This window comes from Streptomyces sp. NBC_00490 (assembly GCF_036013645.1).
Lineage (GTDB): Bacteria > Actinomycetota > Actinomycetes > Streptomycetales > Streptomycetaceae > Streptomyces > Streptomyces canus_F.
Map to the genome: position 1 here is coordinate 8,946,155 of NZ_CP107869.1, position 14,984 is coordinate 8,961,138.

The 14,984-nt window shown below is 71.5% G+C and carries 15 protein-coding genes; 5 read left to right on the top strand and 10 right to left on the bottom strand.

Annotated features, from left to right (window positions below):
* The first annotated feature begins 132 nt into the window (after positions 1–132).
* The gene (locus OG381_RS40750; protein ID WP_327720990.1) at positions 133–2,538 is read left to right on the top strand and encodes a molybdopterin oxidoreductase family protein; all 2,406 of its coding nucleotides are present in this window, start codon (positions 133–135) and stop codon (positions 2,536–2,538) included.
* Positions 2,535–3,026, top strand: a complete 492-nt coding sequence (locus tag OG381_RS40755) for a hypothetical protein (RefSeq protein ID WP_327720991.1) — start codon at positions 2,535–2,537, stop codon at positions 3,024–3,026. The genes OG381_RS40750 and OG381_RS40755 overlap by 4 nt, the downstream gene beginning before the upstream one ends.
* A 31-nt stretch (positions 3,027–3,057) precedes the next feature.
* Here the strand turns inward: OG381_RS40755 and OG381_RS40760 are convergent, their stop codons facing one another.
* Together OG381_RS40760 and OG381_RS40765 are read right to left on the bottom strand one after the other, a co-directional pair.
* On the bottom strand, positions 3,058–3,507 hold the full coding sequence (locus tag OG381_RS40760; protein ID WP_327720992.1) for a DUF6098 family protein: 450 nt from the start codon (positions 3,505–3,507) through the stop codon (positions 3,058–3,060).
* Positions 3,508–3,547: 40 nt separating this feature from the next.
* Positions 3,548–5,074: an FAD-dependent oxidoreductase gene (locus OG381_RS40765; protein WP_327720993.1), complete on the bottom strand. Its 1,527-nt coding sequence runs from the start codon at positions 5,072–5,074 to the stop codon at positions 3,548–3,550.
* A 134-nt stretch (positions 5,075–5,208) separates the two neighbouring features.
* Here OG381_RS40765 and OG381_RS40770 point away from each other — a divergent pair, with 134 nt between their 5' ends.
* Complete coding sequence (locus OG381_RS40770) at positions 5,209–5,688, top strand: SRPBCC family protein (RefSeq protein ID WP_327720994.1); 480 nt, start codon at positions 5,209–5,211, stop codon at positions 5,686–5,688.
* 83 nt (positions 5,689–5,771) lie between these two features.
* On the opposite strand, the gene OG381_RS40775 is transcribed toward OG381_RS40770, so the two are convergent.
* A complete protein-coding gene (locus OG381_RS40775) occupies positions 5,772–6,086 on the bottom strand; it encodes a DUF3040 domain-containing protein (protein WP_327720995.1) in 315 nt (104 codons plus the stop codon).
* A 177-nt stretch (positions 6,087–6,263) separates the two neighbouring features.
* On the opposite strand from OG381_RS40775, the gene OG381_RS40780 reads away from it, so the two are divergent.
* Positions 6,264–7,055 carry an SAM-dependent methyltransferase gene (locus OG381_RS40780; RefSeq protein ID WP_327720996.1) on the top strand — a complete coding sequence of 264 codons (792 nt, stop codon included), beginning with the start codon at positions 6,264–6,266 and terminating at the stop codon, positions 7,053–7,055.
* A 120-nt stretch (positions 7,056–7,175) separates the two neighbouring features.
* Here OG381_RS40780 and OG381_RS40785 read toward each other — a convergent pair whose 3' ends face one another.
* The 7 genes from OG381_RS40785 to OG381_RS40815 are packed head-to-tail and all read right to left on the bottom strand — an operon-like array spanning position 7,176 to position 13,911.
* Positions 7,176–7,943 carry an SDR family NAD(P)-dependent oxidoreductase gene (locus OG381_RS40785; RefSeq protein WP_327720997.1) on the bottom strand — a complete coding sequence of 256 codons (768 nt, stop codon included), beginning with the start codon at positions 7,941–7,943 and terminating at the stop codon, positions 7,176–7,178.
* The gene (locus OG381_RS40790; protein ID WP_327720998.1) at positions 7,940–8,869 is read right to left on the bottom strand and encodes a fumarylacetoacetate hydrolase family protein; all 930 of its coding nucleotides are present in this window, start codon (positions 8,867–8,869) and stop codon (positions 7,940–7,942) included. Before OG381_RS40790 ends, OG381_RS40785 begins: the two co-directional genes overlap by 4 nt.
* A gap of 7 nt (positions 8,870–8,876) precedes the next feature.
* Positions 8,877–9,809 carry a VOC family protein gene (locus OG381_RS40795; RefSeq protein WP_327721000.1) on the bottom strand — a complete coding sequence of 311 codons (933 nt, stop codon included), beginning with the start codon at positions 9,807–9,809 and terminating at the stop codon, positions 8,877–8,879.
* A 4-nt stretch (positions 9,810–9,813) separates the two neighbouring features.
* Positions 9,814–10,812, bottom strand: a complete 999-nt coding sequence (locus OG381_RS40800; protein WP_327721001.1) for an amidohydrolase family protein — start codon at positions 10,810–10,812, stop codon at positions 9,814–9,816.
* A complete protein-coding gene (locus OG381_RS40805) occupies positions 10,809–11,939 on the bottom strand; it encodes an FAD-dependent oxidoreductase (RefSeq protein ID WP_327721002.1) in 1,131 nt (376 codons plus the stop codon). The genes OG381_RS40800 and OG381_RS40805 overlap by 4 nt, the downstream gene beginning before the upstream one ends.
* Before the next feature lie 23 nt (positions 11,940–11,962).
* Positions 11,963–12,925, bottom strand: coding sequence for a cyclase family protein (locus tag OG381_RS40810; protein WP_327721003.1), 963 nt, complete (start codon positions 12,923–12,925; stop codon positions 11,963–11,965).
* Complete coding sequence (locus OG381_RS40815) at positions 12,922–13,911, bottom strand: fumarylacetoacetate hydrolase family protein (RefSeq protein ID WP_327721004.1); 990 nt, start codon at positions 13,909–13,911, stop codon at positions 12,922–12,924. Before OG381_RS40815 ends, OG381_RS40810 begins: the two co-directional genes overlap by 4 nt.
* A gap of 107 nt (positions 13,912–14,018) precedes the next feature.
* On the opposite strand from OG381_RS40815, the gene OG381_RS40820 reads away from it, so the two are divergent.
* Positions 14,019–14,969: a LysR family transcriptional regulator gene (locus tag OG381_RS40820; RefSeq protein ID WP_327721005.1), complete on the top strand. Its 951-nt coding sequence runs from the start codon at positions 14,019–14,021 to the stop codon at positions 14,967–14,969.
* Positions 14,970–14,984 lie beyond the last annotated feature (15 nt).

Sequence of the window (14,984 nt, forward strand, 5' to 3'; positions counted from 1 at the left end):
CTGGAAACGGCGGCCCGGACGGCCGCCCGCGACCCCGAGTGCCCCGTCGCAGGCGGACCCACACGACGGCGGGCAAGCCGGACACAGCGGGGTACTCGCAGGAGCAGCCCGCTCGTACGGGGAGGTGACACGGTGACCGAAGGCCGTGACCGCACCAAGGACATCTGGGGAGCGCGCACCCCCTACGACCCCGGCACCCCCTGGCCCGCCCGCGCCGACGCGCACCTGGCCCCCGGGGTCGCCGAGGACGACGTGGAGAGGTGGGTGCCGTCCGCCTCGCTGCTGCACTCCAACGGCGACGCCATGGACATCGCCGTCCGCGACGGACGGATCGTCGGTGTGCGGGGCCGGACCGAGGACCGTGTGAACCGTGGCCGCCTGGGTCCCAAGGACCTCTACGGATGGCAGGCGAACGGTTCCCCGGACCGGCTGACCCGACCACTCGTACGCCGGGACGGGCACCTTGAGGAGTGCGACTGGGACACGGCGATGGACCAGGTCGCGGGCCGCTCACGGGAACTGCTGGAGCAGCGGGGACCCGGAGCCATCGGCTTCTACACCACCGGGCAGCTCTTCCTCGAGGAGTACTACACGCTGGCCGTCCTCGCCCGCGCCGGCATCGGCACCAACCATCTCGACGGCAACACCCGCCTGTGCACGGCCACCGCAGCCGAGGCGCTCAAGGAGTCCTTCGGCTGCGACGGGCAGCCCGGCTCCTACGAGGACATCGACCACGCCGACGTGATCGCGCTGTTCGGACACAACATGGCCGAGACCCAGACCGTGCTGTGGACGCGCGTGCTGGACCGGCTCGCCGGGGCCCGGCCGCCCCGTCTGGTCTGCGTGGACCCCCGGTACACCCTGGTGGCCCAGCAGGCCGAGGTGCATCTCGCCCCGCGGCCCGGCACCAACGTCGCCCTGCTCGACGCGCTGCTCCACGAGATCATCCGCAGGGACCTGATCGACCAGGAGTACATCGAGACCCACACGGTCGGCTTCGACGACCTGGCGGCCGCGGTCGCGCCCTGCACTCCGCGATGGGCGGCCGGGATCTGCGACGTGACGCCGGCCGCGATCGAACGCGCCGCGGAACTCCTCGGCACCGCCGAACGGCTGACCTCCACGGTCCTTCAGGGCGTCTACCAGTCCCACCAGGCCACGGCCGCCGCCGTGCAGGTCAACAACCTGCACCTGATCCGCGGCATGCTGGGCCGCCCCGGCTGCGGGCTGCTCCAGATGAACGGCCAGCCCAGCGCGCAGAACACCCGGGAGTGCGGCGCCGACGGGGATCTGCCGGGGTTCCGCAACTGGCAGAACGACGACCATGTCGCCGACCTGGCGCGGGTGTGGAACGTGCGCCCCCAGGACATCCCGCACCACGCGCCGCCGACGCACGCGATGCAGATCTTCCGCTACGCCGAGCAGGGCTCGATCCGCATGCTCTGGATCACCGGCACCAACCCGGCGGTCTCCCTGCCCGAGCTCTCCCGCATCCGTTCGATCCTCGCCCAGGAGCGGCTGTTCGTGGTGGTGCAGGACCTGTTCCTCACCGAGACGGCACAGCTCGCCGACGTGGTGCTGCCCGCGGCCACCTGGGGAGAGAAGACGGGCGTCCTCACCAACGCCGACCGCACCGTGCACCTGTCGGAGAAGGCCGTCGAACCGCCGGGCGAGGCCCGAGCCGACCTGGACATCTTCCTCGACTACGCCGCCCGCATGGACTTCCGCGACAAGGACGGCGGCCCCCTGATCAGCTGGCACGACCCGGAGTCGGCGTTCGCGGCCTGGCAGCGGTGCAGTGCCGGGCGCCCCTGCGACTACACCGGACTCAGCCACGACCGGCTGCGGCGGGCGGACAGCGGCATCCAGTGGCCCTGCACCGAGGAGGCGCCCGACGGCACGGCGCGCCTCTACACCGACGGCATCACCTTCGCCGACCCGGACACCTGCGAGAGCTACGGCAAGGACCTCGTCACCGGGGCGTCCACCGAGGTCGTCGAGTACCGGTCGCTCAACCCGGACGGCAAGGCGGTGCTGAGGGCGGCGGAGTATCTGCCGCCCCATGAGGACACCTCCCCGGAGTATCCGGTGCAGCTGATCACCGGACGGACCGTCCACCACTTCCACACCCGCACGAAGACCGGCCGCGCCCCCGAGCTGAACGCGGCCGCCCCCGACGTATGGGCGGAGATGTCACCCACCGAGGCCGCCCACCAGGGTCTGTCCGACGGCGATCTGGTCCAGGTCGGCACCCCGCGTGGGGCGGTGCGCGCCCGGTTGCGGACCACCGCCATGCGGGACGGCGTGGTGTTCGTGCCGTTCCACTACGGCTACTGGGACACACCCGAGGGACACCGGCCCCCGGAGGGGAGCGCCGGCCGCGCCGCCAACGAGGGCACCATCACCGACTGGGACCCCGTCTCCAAGCAACCCCTGTTCAAGACGTGCGCGGCCCGCGTCACCCTCGTCGCCCGCCGCGCCACGCCGCCGGTCCGGGAGCGGACCGACGCCGACGCCGACGCCGGGAGCCGGTCATGAACGGCATCGCCCACACCCTCCGCGCCCTGCACGACGGCGAACGCGCGCTGGAACGGGACCTGCGGGCAACCGCCGAACGTCACCGCACCGACCACGAGGTCCACCATGTGGCGAGCGACCTCGCCCGGTGGTCCCGCCGGCACAGCGCCCTCCTCGCAGAAACCGGCCGTCACTACGGCCTCGACCTCGACGGTCCGAAGGACGACCCGTCACCCGGCGCCCTGGCCGCCCTGCGCGAGAAGGCCGCCGACGCCCTCGGCCGACGCCCCGGAGCCGGCCTGCTGCTCCTGCAAGACCTGTGCGACCTGCACCTGGCCGCGAGCCGCAACTCGCTGCACTGGGAGATGCTCGCCCAGGCAGCGCAGGTCACCCGCGACGAACGGCTCCTCGACCTGGCCGGCGACTGCCATCCGCGGACTCTGCGGCAGATGCGCTGGACGAACACCCTCATCGAGGAACTGTCGCCCCAGCTGCTGACCAGCGCCTAGGAAGCGCTGCCCGGCACATCGGCGCCGGAGCTCATCCGCCGTCGCGTCGCATGGGGCCCCATCGTCCGTCCTGGCCGACCACCGCGGCCTCCGCGTCCTCGATGACCTGTTCGTCGATCCAGCCCACGGGTTCCACATCCCGGACCAGCGGCTCGTTGTCGGGCCCGCGCCCCTCCTCCCGGCCGCGCAGCACCCAGGGACGGACGCCCTTGCCCTTCTCCCGCGGCAGATGGGAGTAGTCGTACAGACGCCGGGCCACCCACAGATCGATCGGCCGCGCCTCCCACCAGGGCTCGACGGCGAGCGGGTTGGCCGACAGCCCGGACATCCGGACACCGGTGAGGGCGTCACGGCTCTCGTTCAGGGCCCGGTCGGCCTCGGGCCCTCGCGACCAGCGCACATAGAGGTCGGGACTGCGCTTCACCAGTTTTGCCAGTTCACCGAGGGTGCGCAGAACCGGGAGCCCGTCAGGGGTGCTCATCAAGTCGTCGCTCCGTCTTCTCGTGCGGGACCCGGCGGGGTCAGATGTCCCGTTTCTCCAGCGGCCGTACGGCGGGCCCCTGCACGATGTCTCCGTCGGGGGTGAAACGGGACCCGTGGCACGGGCACTCCCAGGCGCGTTCCGCCGAGTTGAAGGCGACCAGACAGCCCAGGTGCGTACAGCGGGCGGAGACGGCGTGCAGCTCGCCGTCCTCGTCGCGGTGGACGGCGCAGCGGTGTCCACCGACGCGGACGATGGCGCCGTCCCCGGGGGCGATGTCGTCCACCGAGCCTCCGGTCGCCGACGCCAGACGGTCCCCGACGAAGTGCCGGGCGACCTTGACCTGGTTCTTGAGGAAGGCGGGCGCCTCACCGACGACGGTGCGGACGCGCCGGGGGTCGTACAGGTCGCTCCAGGCGGACTTCCGACCGGTGATCTGCTCTGCGAGAAGACGGCCCGCCATGATGCCGCCGCTCATTCCCCAACCGCCGAAGCCGGTGGCCACGTACGTGTGCTGGGCACCCGCGTGCAGCGGACCGACGAGCGGTACGGAATCGGTGGGGTCGTTGTCCTGCGTGGCCCATCGGTGCGTGAAGGCCAGGTCGCCGAAGTGCTCGGTGGCCCAGCCGGCGAGCCGCTCGAACCTGGCCTCCACCTCGCCGGTGCCCGGCGTGAAGTGCTCGCCGGTGACGATCAGCAGCCGCTGTCCGTCCTCGTACGGGGCGGTGCGCACGGAACGGGTGCCCTGCTCGGGCGTGATGAACATGCCGTGCGGATCGAGGCCGGCGGGGATCGGCGCGGTCAGGACGAGCTCGCGGCGCGGGGACAGCCGGGTGAACAGCAGCGCCCGGTCGAAGACGGGGTAGTGCGTGGCCACCACGACGTCGTCGGCCCGTACCGTCGCTCCCCCCGCGGTCCTCAGAGTGCAGGGGCGGCCTTCGTGGAGGTCCACGACGCGGGTCCGCTCATGGATCACCGCGCCCTGCCGGACCAGGTCCTCGGCGAGTGCCAGGAGGTACTTGCGGGGATGGAACTGCGCCTGCTCCGTCACCCGGACGGCGCCCGCGACGGGGAACGGCAGACCGGTCTCGGTCACGTACTCGGCGGGCAGCCCCGCCTCCCGCGCCGCGTCCGCCTCGGCCTTCAGCTCCTCGGTCGCGGCCTGCTCCCGGGCGTAGGTGAAGGCCGCCGTGTCCTCCCAGTCGCAGTCGATGCCGAGCTCGTCCACGATCTCGGCGGCATGCCGGACGGCCTCCGTCTGCGAGCGCGCGTACAGCTTCGCGGCCTCGGGGCCTCGGGTCCTGCGCAGCCGGGCGTAGACGAGCGTGTGCAGAACGCTCAGTTTGGCGGTCGTGTGCCCGGTGACGCCGGCGGCGATCCGGTCGGCTTCCAGCACCGCCACGCGGCGGCCCGCGCGGGCCAGCTCCCAGGCGGTACTGAGGCCCGCGATGCCGCCACCGACGACGGCCACATCGACCGTGAGGTCGGATTCCAGGGGCGGATGGAGGGGTCCCGGAGGTGCGGTGTCGATCCAGTACGACCGGTGATCGTCTGCGGGTGTGTTCATGGGGGCCGAGTTCCCCGGGCGTTCTCTGTGAAGCACTCGGGCATCCAGGTCAGGAGGCTGATTGCATTCGGCGGTCTTCGCTCCGCTTCCCCCGGGTACCCGGCGCGGACGACGAGAGTTGAGGAGGAGAGCAGATGAGCACGGTCAAGGAATCCGTGGACGTCGAGGTCCCCGTCCGCACCGCCTACAACCAGTGGACCCAGTTCGAGGAGTTCCCGCAGTTCATGGAGGGCGTCGAGGAGGTGCGGCAGCTCGACGACAAGCACAACCACTGGACGACCAAGATCGGCGGGGTGCGGCGCGAGTTCGACGCCGAGATCGTCGATCAGCTGCCGGACGACCGGATCACCTGGCGGGTCGTCGAGGGCGACGTCCGCCAGCGCGGAACGGTCAGGTTCCAGGAGCTGGACCCGACGCATACGCGCGTGGAACTCACGATGGACGTGGAGCCCAGCGGTGTCGCCGAGAAGAGCGCGGACATGCTGGGTGTGCTCGACCGCCGGATCAAGGGGGACATGCGGCGCTTCAAGGACTACATCGAGCACCGCGGCGGTGAGACCGGCGCCTGGCGTGGCCGCATCCGGCCCGACGAGCCCGGTTCACCTCTCGTCTGAGCCGCGTCCGAGCCGTCGGCGAGTCCGAGGCTCCGAACGCCCCGGGCGGTCCCGCACACGGCGGACCGCCCGGGGCGGGCGTTTCACGGCTCGGTATGCGGCCTGGACCAGCGGCACAGCAGACGGAACGCCTGGAGGAGGGTCACCGGCCACAGGACGGTGAAGGCCCAGAGCACCGCGAGGTCGGAGGTCTTCACTCCGACGACCGCGAGGAAGACGGACGCCGTCCCCAGCAGCCCCACGGCCAGGGGCAGCCACGGGTCGCGCCTGCGCCCCCGCGTGCCGGATGTCTTCCCCGGAGGCCTGTTCCGGCGGCGGTCGCGCCGCATCTCGGTCTCTATGTGCTTGAGGACAAGACGCTCTCGGATCGAGAGACGGACACCGGCATCATCGCGCATGGCGGCCTCCTGGGGGCGTGCGAAAGTGGCCCACGAGTACCCCGGCGGCGCCACCGCGAACCCGCGCCGGACGCGGCGCTGTCCCCACCCTGACCCGGCTGTTTCCGGGCAGCGCTTGACGTGCCGTACCGGCAGGCGGTGAGGTGAGGCCAGGCCAGATCAACTCCGGGAGTCCGTATGCCACTTGACGCCAAGCTCATCAACAGCGATGTGCCCCACTCCGCCCGGATCTGGAACTACTGGCTGGGCGGCAAGGACTGCTACGAGATCGACCGCCTCGTCGGTGACCAGATCGTCGAGGCGAACCCGCAGATCCTCGACATAGCCAGGGCCCAGCGGGCCTTCCTCGTCCGCGCGGTGGAACACCTCGTCCGAGAGGTGGGCATACGCCAGTTCCTGGACGTCGGCACGGGCCTGCCCACCGCCGACAACACCCACGAGGTCGCCCAGCGGATCGCCCCGGAGACCCGGATCGTCTACGTCGACAACGACCCCGTCGTACTCGCCCACGCCGAGGCCCTGCTCACCAGTTCGCCCGAGGGCGTGACCGCCTATATCGACGCCGACATCCGCGACCCCGAGGGCATCCTGCGGACCGCCGCCGAGACGCTGGACTTCACGCAGCCCATCGCGCTCGTGCTGCTGGGGATCACCGCCCACATCGTCGACGACCAGGCGTACGACATCGTCGGGCGCCTGATCGAGGCGCTGCCCTCCGGAAGCCACGTCGTGCTCTGCGACGACACCGAGGTGCTCGACCCCGAGGGCATGCGCACCATGATCGAGCAGTGGAACGAGGCGGGCGACAACCCGCGGATCAACCGGAGCCCCGAGCAGCTGGCCCGCTTCTTCGACGGCCTGGAGCTGGTCGACCCGGGCGTGGTCTCGGTGTCCCGCTGGCGCCCGGGCCCGGCCGGAACGGAGGGTCCGGAGGTCGACGACTTCGGGGGCGTGGCCCGCAAGCCGTGACAGCGGAGGGCCTCTTCCGCGGGGGAGGTGTTGGTCACCGCATGCCGGGCGCCGGCCCAACGGGCTCCCGGCCGACGCCCCGCCGAGAGCCCGTCCGGTGCTTCCCCGTCCGGCCCGGGTTCAGCGGGGCCGCCTTCCCTCCCAGCCGCTGCCCGCGGCCTCGTCCCGTAGGGTGTCCGAGATCGACTTGACTCCGCCGTGTGCGGTGAGACCGCCGTCGACGGGGATCTCGGCGCCGGTGATGAAGGACGCCTCGTCGGAGAGCAGGAAGGCCACCAGCGGGGCGATCTCGGCGACCGTGCCGGTGCGGCCGAGAGGGGTCTCGCGGAGGTTGGCCTCGCGGAAGGCGGGGGCGGCGGAGGCGGTCATCTCGGTCTCGATGAAGCCGGGGTGGACGATGTTGACGCGGATGCCGCGCGGGCCCAGCTCCGTGGCAGCCGCCTTCGACAGGCCGCGCAGGGCCCACTTGCTGGCCGTGTAGGCGACCGGGTAGTGGCCGGTGAGCGCGGCGGTCGAACCGACGTTGACGATGGAGGCGCCGGGCGGCATCAGCGGGGCGAGGTGCTGGATGCCGAGCAGCGGGCCGGTGACGTTGACGGCGTGGACGCGGGCGAAGTCCTCGGGGCGTACGTCGTCGATGCGGGCGCGCCAGGTGATGCCCGCGTTGTTGACCAGGCCGTGGACCTGGCCGTACGACTCCCGCAGTTCCGCGGCGAGTTCGGCCCACTCCTTGTCGCTGGTGACGTCGAGGCGGCGGCAGCCCGGGGCGTCCGTGATGTCGGTGGCGATGACCCGGGCGCCCTCCCGGGTGAGGGTCTCGGCCTCGGCGGCGCCCTGGCCGCGAGCGGCGCCGGTGACGACCACCACCTTGCCCTTCAGCCGTGTCACGGCCGCTCCCGGCTGCGGCGGCGGCCGGTCGCCAGCGGCACCCGGTCGACACCGGCGACCACGGTGTTGGAGACACTGCCGATGCCCTCGACGGTGAGCGTCACGGTGTCGCCGGGCTTGAGCGGCGGCGGGTCCTGGCGGCCCCTCACACCCCAGAGCTCCGCCAGACAGCCGCCGTTGCCGCAGGTGCCCGAGCCGAGGACGTCACCGGGTCGGACGACCGTGCCGCGTGAGGCGTAGGCGGCCATCTCCTCGAAGGTCCAACTCATGTTGGAGAGCAGGTCCTTGCCGATGACCTCGCCGTTCACGGAGGCCGTCAGGGACAACCTGAGGAACCCGTCCGCGTCCCGGTACGGCTCCAGCTCGTCGGCGGTCACGAGATACGGCCCGAGCGTGGCGGCCGTGTCCTTGCCCTTGCAGGGGCCGAGGTTGACCTGCATCTCACGGGACTGCAGATCGCGGGCGGACCAGTCGTTGAGGATCGTGTAGCCGACGATGTGGTCCCGGGCCCGCTCGGGCGTGAGATCCCGGCCCTCGCGGCCGATGACCGCGGCGACCTCCAGCTCGAAGTCCAGGACCCGCGAACCCGGGGGCACGGGCACGTCGTCGTACGGCCCGATGACCGCGTAGGGGTTGGTGAAGTAGAAGGTCGGGGCGTCGTACCAGGCCTCCGGCACCCCGGCGTTGCCGTCGATCGAGCGTCGTACGCCCTCGACATGTTCCTCGAAGGTGACGAAGTCCCGGACGGTGGGCGGCTGGAGAGGCGCCAGCAGGCGTACGTCGGTCAGCGGTACGGCCGTTCCGAGGGGGTGCCCGCCGAGCGCGGCCTCGACCGGTGAGGTGCCGTCGGGCACAGGGCGTACGACGGTGTCCTCGACGACACCGACCCGGCGGCGGCCTTCGTGGAGATAGGTGGCTATGCGCACGGGGGCCTCACACCGGCGGGGCGACGAACACGCCGCGGTCGACGTCGTTGAACGACTCCTTGGCGACCAGCTCGTTCATCGGGTTGGCGGTGCCCCACTGGTCGGCGATCTCGGGCTGGGAGAAGTCGTAGACGTGCGGGTGCCAGGTGTCCTCGTCCAGCAGCTCCAACTCGGTCGTGTACTCGACCGTGTTGCCGTGCGGGTCAAGGAAGTACGTGAAGGTGTTGTCGCCCGCTGTGTGCCGGCCCGGACCCCAGAGCTTCCTGTGGCCGGCCCGGATCACCCGGCCGGAGCCGCGCAGGTACTCGTCGATGCCGCGCATCTCGAAGGAGACGTGGTGCAGGGCGGTGTGCGGGCCCCGGGCGATGGCCATGGAGTGGTGCTGGTTGCTGATCCGCATGAAGTGCATGGCCTCGCCCATGCGCGGGTGCATGAGGGTGTCGGAGAGCCGGAAGCCCAGATGACGCTCGTACCACTCCCGGGTGACGTTGAGATCGGGTGAGTTGAGGACGACGTGCGACAGCTTGACCGGGATCGCCTCCTTCTCCTCGATCCTGCGGTGCTGCCGGACCTCGACGTCCGCCGAGACCTCGATGGTGCGGCCGTCGACGTCGAAGAAGCGGAAGCCGTAACCGCCGCCGGGGGTGTCGACCTTGCCGGGCCGGGAGATCAACCGGACGCCGCCCGCGAGGAGTTCCTCCGCGAGGGTGTCCACGTCGTCCGCCGAGGCGGCGCCGTACGAGACGAGGTCCAGCCGCTTCTCCTCGGCCTTGCGCAGCCGGACCACGTACTGCTCCGGTGAGCCCTCGGCGGCGAGGAAGGAGATCCCGGAGTCCTCGGCGACCTTGGTCAGGCCCCAGACGCCGGCGTAGAAGTCGAGCTGCTTGTCGTAGTCGGGCACGGCGAGGTCGACGTGCCGCAGATGGGTGAGCAGACGCATGAGGTCAGTCCTTCCGGAGGAGGGCGACGGCGTTGCCGCCCCGTACGGCGTGGAAGTCGGGGTCGGGGAGCCGGGCCGCGCGCAGGGCGCCGACGGGGTCCTCGGTGCCCATGTCGAAGGGGAAGTCGGAGCCGAGCAGCACCCGGTCGGCGCCGGCGGCCCGGACCAACTCCCGGAGCACGTGCGGGTCGTGGACGAGGGAGTCGAACCAGATCCGCCCGAGGTAGCTGCTCGGCGGGTGCGCGCAGCCGGCGCCCGCGTCGGAGCGGGCCGACCAGGCGTGGTCGGAGCGTCCGATGTGGGTGGGCAGATAGCCGCCGCCGTGCGCGGCGACGATCTTCAGTCCGGGGTGGCGGTCCAGCACTCCGGAGAAGATGAGGTGGGAGAGCGCGACGGCGTTCTCCGTGGGCTGGCCGACGACGTTGGACAGATACCACCGGTCCAGGCGCTCGTCGAGGGTGCAGCCGAAGGGGTGCAGGAACAGGATCGCGCCGGTTGCCTCGGCCAGGGCCCACAGGGGTTCGTAGGCCGGGTCGGACAGTTCCCTGCCGGGGGCGTGGGACGAGATCTCCACTCCCGACAGGCCCTGGTCCAGGGCGTGGGAGAGGGCGCGCACCGCCTGTTCGGGATGTTGCAGCGGGACGATGCCCAGCCCGCGGAGCCGGTCGGGCGCCTGTGCGCAGTGCGCGGCCGTCGCCTCGTTGGCCAGGCGGTACACCTTCTCCGCGGTCTCCTCGTCCGCCCAGTAGTGGTAGTGCGAGGGGGAGGGGCTGACCAGCTGGATGTCCACGCCCTGGGCGTCCATCGTGGCCAGTCGCAGCGAGACGTCGGTCGCCTTCGGGACGATGGAGCGGACCATCGGGCCGCTGACCGCGAGGGACGCGGCGCCGTTGCGGCGGGCGTCCAGTGCCCTGGCCTCGGCCAGGCCGGGGAGTGCGGCGACGGCCTCCTCGACCTCCGGGATCAGGAGGTGGGCGTGCACGTCGACGGTGGGTGGGGTCACGGCAGTTCCTTCAGGATGGTCATCGTGCGGCCGATCAGCCCGGGCACGTCGGCGTCGCGGACACCGTCCAGCTGCCACTGCCCGATCTGCACGGACGCCTCGACGACGGTTCGCACGCGGGGGATGCGGCGCTCGTAGTACGCCTGCAACAGGTCCTCGTCCCAGTCCCGCCCGCTCGTGAGCAGCTCGGCGAAGACGGAGGCGTCCTCCAGGGACTGGGCAGCGCCCTGGGCGATGGTGGGCGGACAACAGTGGGCGGCGTCGCCGACGAGGACGACCCGGCCGCGGTGCCAGGAGCCCTCCACCAGCAGCCTGTCGAACCACGTGTAGTTGACCTTCGCCGGGTCCGTGATGTGCTCGACGATCTCGGGCCAGACCCCGCCGTACGCCCGCGCGAGCCGGCGCATCTCGTCCGCGTAGGTCTCCGGCGGGATCGAGGCGCGGTCGCGGTTCGCCTCGACGACGTACGCGTAGATGGTGTTCTCGCTGGTCGGGCAGTAGCCGGCGATGTAGGCCGGGCCGCCGTAGGCGAGGTCGGTGCGGGTGACGCCCGCGGGGCGCGGGGTCGGCGTGCGCCAGATGGCCATGCCGGTCGGCTCCGGTTTGTCGGCGATGCCGATCGCGGCGCGGGTGGCGGAGTTCAGGCCGTCGGCGGCGATCACGAGGTCGTAGCGGCCGGTGGTGTCGTCGCTGAAGCGCACCGAGACACCGTCGGCGTCCTGTTCCAGGGTCTTGGCGGTGGTGCCCAGCCGGACCGTGGCCCCGCAGGCGCGGACCGCGTCGATGAGGATCTGCTGGAGCCGGGGCCGCTGCATGCCGAGCGTGGCGGGCAGGTCCTCGCCGCCGGTACGGATGTCCTCGATCTCGTGGAGCACGGTCCCGTCGGGGATGGTCACACCGAGCGAGCCGAAGGCGTACCCGCGGGCCGACACCTCTTCCCACACGCCGAGTTCGCGCAGCACGCGCAGGGCGTTGCCCTGCAGGGTGATGCCGGAGCCGTTGGTGGCGTTCCAGTCCGGCCTGGCCTCGATGAGGTCCACCGTGACGCCGGCGCGGCGCAGCAGGATCGTCACCGCGTTGCCGGAGGCGCCGCCGCCTATGACGAGGACTCTGCGGGGTGTGCTCATGGGGAACTCCCTTGTTCCGCGGGTTACTTGACGGCGATCGGGTTCACCGGGGAGCCGACGGCCCCGGTGATGGGCAGGGGCGCGGCGGTGAGCCAGAACTCGTACGCACCGTCCGCGGCGCAGTCGGCGGCGAGCGCGTCGAGGTCCCACATCTCGCCGATCAGCAGGCCGATGTGCGGGATGGCGACCTGGTGCAGCGGCTGGAAGGCGTGCTCGAACTCGTTGGGCCGTACCTCGAAGCCCCAGGTGTCGGTGGCGATCGCGGCGATCTCGGTGCGGTGCAGCCAGCCCGCCGTGGTGAACGACAGCCCGGCGGAGCCACCGCCCGCGTAGTCGCCCCAGCCCTCGCGCCGGGCCCGGGCGAGGCGTCCGGTCCGTACGGTGACGATGTCGCCGCGGCCGACCCGCACGCCGTGGGCCTCGGAGGCCGCGGTCAGGTGCTCCTCGGTGACGGCGAAACCGTCGGGCAACTCGCCGTCTGAGCCGATCACTTGGCCGACGTCGAGGAGTACGCCCCGACCGGCGACATGCGGTGCCATGTGCTCGATGCCGGTGACGAGGTCACCGTCGGAGGTGACGACCTTCTCGGCCCGCCGTCCGTTCCAGGCGTTGCCGTGGTCGAAGATGTGCCCGAGCCCGTCCCACTGTGTCGAGCACTGCAACGGCATCGCGATCACGTCGTCGGCGCCGCCGATGCCGTGCGGGAAGCCCTGGTTGCCGAGGGCCGCGTCGGTACCGGTGTCGAGCATGGTGTGCACCGGGTTGGTGCGCCGCCGCCACCCCTTCTGCGGACCGTTCATGTCGAAGGACTGCGACAGCGAGAAGCTCACGCCCCGCCGGACGAGCGCGGCACCCTCGCGCCGCTTGGCCTCGTCGAGGAAGTTGAGCGTGCCGAGCACGTCGTCCTCACCCCAACGCCCCCAGTTGGAGTACGCCTTGGCGGCCTCGGCGATGGCGCCCTCGGGGTCGGTCCGGTCGAGCGTCACCGGGGCACCTCCGCGGTACAGCGCGTGCGCTGGGCACCCAGACCCGTGATCGACCCGTCCATCACATCGCCGTCCCGCAGCAACCGGCCCCAGTGCATGCCGTTTCCGGCCGGGGAGCCCGTCAACACCAGGTCCCCGGGGAGGAGTCGGGCGCTCTGGGAGGCGTACGACACGATCCGCGCGACGCCGAAGAGCATGTCCTTGGTCGACTCGTCCTGCATCGTCTCCCCGTTCAGCCGGAGCGTGACCCGCAGGTCACCGGGGTCGGCGATCGACGAGGCGGGCACGATCCACGGGCCGAGCGGGGTGAAGCCGGGCGCGTTCTTGCTGCGCAGCCAGTCCGTGCCGATGGCCTTCATGTCCCGGCGGAAAACGGTGGCGCGGTCGGTGAGGTCGTTGGCGATGGTGTACCCGGCGACGTACTCCAGGGCCGCCTCGACGGACACCCGGTAGGCGGGCCGGGAGATCACGGCCGCCAACTCCAGCTCCCAGTCCGGCTGTTCGGCCCAGGACGGGAGCACGACGTCGTCGTACGGGCCGGTGATCGCGCTCGGCAGTCCGATGAAGACGTACGGCAGGTCCTCGGCGGCCCGGCGGTCCATGAGCTCGGCGGTCTCGGCCCGCGCCTCCTCGACCGTGCGCGGGTCGTCGGGGGAGCGGTGGGCGAGCTCCAGGTCGATCACGTGCTGCCGGTAGTTGGCGCCGGACTGGAAGACCTGGCGGGGCTCGACGGGAGCGTGGACGTGCAGGGCGTCGAGCGTCCGCCGGTCCGCCCGCGCGTCCGCCGCCAGCTCGTGCAGACGCGGGAGCAGCTCGGCCCAGCGTTCGAAGACCGCGCGGGTCGTCAGAGCGGGTTCGCCGAGGGCCGTACGGAGATCCAGCACGTGCCCCTCGGGGACCACCAGGCCGGGGAAGGGAGCCTCGCCGGGGGCGGAGAAGGTGCCGAGGGCGAACGGTCCGGAGAAAGCTGCGGGTTTCACGGGCATGTCCTCCTGATTGCGATGTGACTAATCTGGCCCTCCGTCTCGTAATCTGGGAAATCGATTCTGTGGATGCGGATCATCCACGCCGTCTATGCCTTGTGGAGCGCGCCGTGAACCTGGCCAGCCTCGACCTCAACCTGGTGGTCGCCCTGCGCGCCCTCCTGGAGGAGCGCAACGTCACCCGCGCCGGGCGCCGGGTCGGTCTGAGCCAGCCCGCGATGAGCGCGGCCCTGGCCCGGCTGCGCCGCCACTTCGACGACGACCTGCTCTCCCGCGTCGGCGGCCACTACGAGCTGACCGCGCTCGGCCAGGTCCTCCTCGACCGCACCTCCACCGCCTGCGATCTGCTGGAACGCCTCTTCACCAGCCAGGCCGACTTCGATCCGGCGGTCGAGGAGCGGGAGTTCACGATCGTGTCCTCCGACTACGCGGTCGCCGTCTTCGGCGCCGAACTCGCCCGCACGGTCCACCGGGAGGCGCCCGGCATCCGGCTGCGCTTCGTCCAGACCCCGACCGGCATAGTCGAGCAGGCCGGCACCCTGCTGAGCACCACCGAGGGAGTGCTCATGCCGCACGGCATCATCAGCGGCTTCCCCACCACCGAGCTCTATCGGGACCAGTGGGTCTTCCTGGTCGCCGACGACCATCCGGACGTCGGCGAGCGGCTCACCCGGGACGATGTGGCGCGGCTGCCCTGGGTGACGTACCAGCGCACCTACGACGCCCCGGCGGTCCGCCAGCTCGGCATGCTCGGCATCGAACCCAAGGTCGAGGTGTCCGTCGACAGCTTCACGGTGCTGCCGTTCCTGGTCGCCGGGACCCGTCGCATCGCCCTGGTCCAGGCGCTCCTCGCCGAGCGGCTGCGCGGCGTGGCCCCCGTGCGGATCATGGAGGCGCCCTACGAGTCCGTGCCTCTCCAGGAAGCCCTGTGGTGGCATCCGGTGCACACCCACGATGCCGCGCACATGTGGCTGCGCGAGACGGCGGCACGGGTCGGGGCCTCGGTGACGGGACACGACGTCCGGGCGGCCCAGGGACAGGGGCATCCAGCCGACGGATGATCCCGATCCGGGAGA